Below are 1803 nucleotides of genomic sequence, written 5' to 3'. Positions count from 1 at the left end.
ACGGGTCCGGGATCTCCCTCGGCCATCCGATCGGCGCGACGGGAGTGCGGATGCTCACCACTGCCGCGCACGAGTTGAAGCGTCGTGGTGGTGGGCGGGCGTTGGTGACGATGTGTATCGGCGGTGGTCAGGGCATGGCTGCGTCCATCGAATCCGCATGACGGTAACTGCCGGTGGGGGCTGACTTTCTGTCGACCAGATTCTCCACTAGGCCGTGTACACGATGGAGTACCTTCCGGAGTGTGCCGCGTCTGTTCACAGACGTGGCCGATATATGTTCTGGTAGGTCGAGGATTGCGTTCGAGGTGGGGTAATTCGGATGCACAACGCGAGACTATTGATCTCTGAATTCAGCAGAGAAAGAAGGACTTTCGTTTTGCACACCGGCACGAGTGGTTTGTGAAGCGGGGACCGGCATGCGGAGCCTAACGGGTGAGGTCCGGGCGGGCTGCAATGCCCGTGGATCGCGGCGGAAGAATCGTGTTGTCGCAGGGTATTCGGCCACCGATGCTACGAGGAGCGGTCCTCTCCTCGGGGTGAGTGCCGTAGGAGTAGGAGAGTTCCTCGTGCCAGTCCGCCAGTCTTGCCGCCAGCGGATACCCCTCGGGTTCGATGACCCAGCGATACGCCATGGCGATACCGATGTCGACCAGCCGCGTGGCGTGGAAGGCGGGGTCGTCGAGGGCGCAGACGCTGCCGTCCTCGACACCGCGACGTAGTGCGCGTTCCAGGGCCGATTCCAGCGAGGTGATCGGACCGACGATCTGGTCGCTGGGTATCGATGACGGACCTGCGGCTTCGAAACTGATCACGAGGAAGGCCCTGAGGCGAGTCGGTTCGGTGAGCACGAACTCGCGAAGTCGGTCGATGATGCTCAGTATCCCGTCCATGCCGGTCGGCATGCTCTCGGCACGCGCGAGGAGCTCGGTGACCCAGTGCTTCTCGATGATGGCCGCCAGCAGGCCTTCCTTGCTGCCGTAGCGGGTGTTCACCATCGACCTGACGAACCCGGCGCGGTCGGCGATTGCACGTATCGATGTTGCTTCGAAACCCTGCTCAGCAATCAGTTCCAAGGCGGCATTGAGAATGCGTTCGCTGGACTCGGCGACGCGTTCGGCCTGAGTACGGCGGCGCGGTCTGGTACCAGGTGTCGGCATGCGGTCCAGTATTCCAGCCCCGCGGCGGGGCTCGACCGGGCTGGAGCCAACCGGCGCCGGCCGTGCCGCGCACTGGGACTTCCCCTCGGCAGCTTCTCAGCTGTCGGTGGCCGGGCCGAGGTAGGACTCGAACCCGTAGCGGCGATGGCTGCCCAGCAGAACTTGCTCGAGCACCCCGAGGCCGCTCCTGCCCCGCCAGGTTGCCCGAACGAGTTGCTGAACGTGGACATTCTCCGGCAGGAGCGGATCCAGGGAATCTTCTGCATACGACTCCGAGCCGACGGCCAACTCGTCGTGCCAGACACCATGGCCCCAGACCGGGTGTCCGTAGCCGAGCCCTTTCATCTGGAAAGTCATCAACGGTTCGAGGTGCATCTCATCCTTCTTGCCGTCCAGAGCCTGGGTGACCAAGGTGGCACGGAGCGCTCGCCGGGTGCCTGGTCGCCACTCGATGTCATGGTCGATCCGCGCGAACCGAAGAGGTTCGGTTCCGCTGCCGAACACCGGCGCGCCCTCGGCGATCTTCGGAACGACCAGAGCGTCGTGCGCCCACTGCGATCCGTCGGGATTCTCGAAAACGAGGAAGTGGAAACACTCGTTCTCGAAGTGTATCGGGGCCCAGAGGAAGAGAACTTCGGGAGGCGCT

1 protein-coding gene and 2 pseudogenes are annotated in these 1803 nt (G+C 63.6%); 1 reads left to right on the top strand and 2 read right to left on the bottom strand.

The features are described from left to right. Positions 1-161 (top strand): annotated as a pseudogene (locus WAW17_RS26745) (acetyl-CoA C-acyltransferase); the annotation flags it as partial. A 264-nt stretch (positions 162-425) separates the two neighbouring features. Here WAW17_RS26745 and WAW17_RS26740 read toward each other — a convergent pair. Next, positions 426-1157: a TetR family transcriptional regulator gene (locus WAW17_RS26740; protein WP_422335888.1), complete on the bottom strand. Its 732-nt coding sequence runs from the start codon at positions 1155-1157 to the stop codon at positions 426-428. A gap of 96 nt (positions 1158-1253) precedes the next feature. Continuing rightward, positions 1254-1803, bottom strand: a pseudogene (locus WAW17_RS26735) (hypothetical protein); the annotation flags it as partial.

This window comes from Rhodococcus sp. (in: high G+C Gram-positive bacteria), from assembly GCF_049286785.1.
Classification (GTDB): Bacteria; Actinomycetota; Actinomycetes; order Mycobacteriales; family Mycobacteriaceae; genus Rhodococcus_F.
The sequence above is the reverse complement of the archived record's forward strand: the minus strand, read 5'-3'. Positions and strand labels throughout refer to the sequence as shown.

What these genes read in the sequence shown, in the direction of transcription:
- WAW17_RS26740 (WP_422335888.1), bottom strand. Translation starts at nt 1,157, where the DNA reads ATGCCGACACCTGGTACCAGACCGCGCCGCCGTACTCAGGCCGAACGC.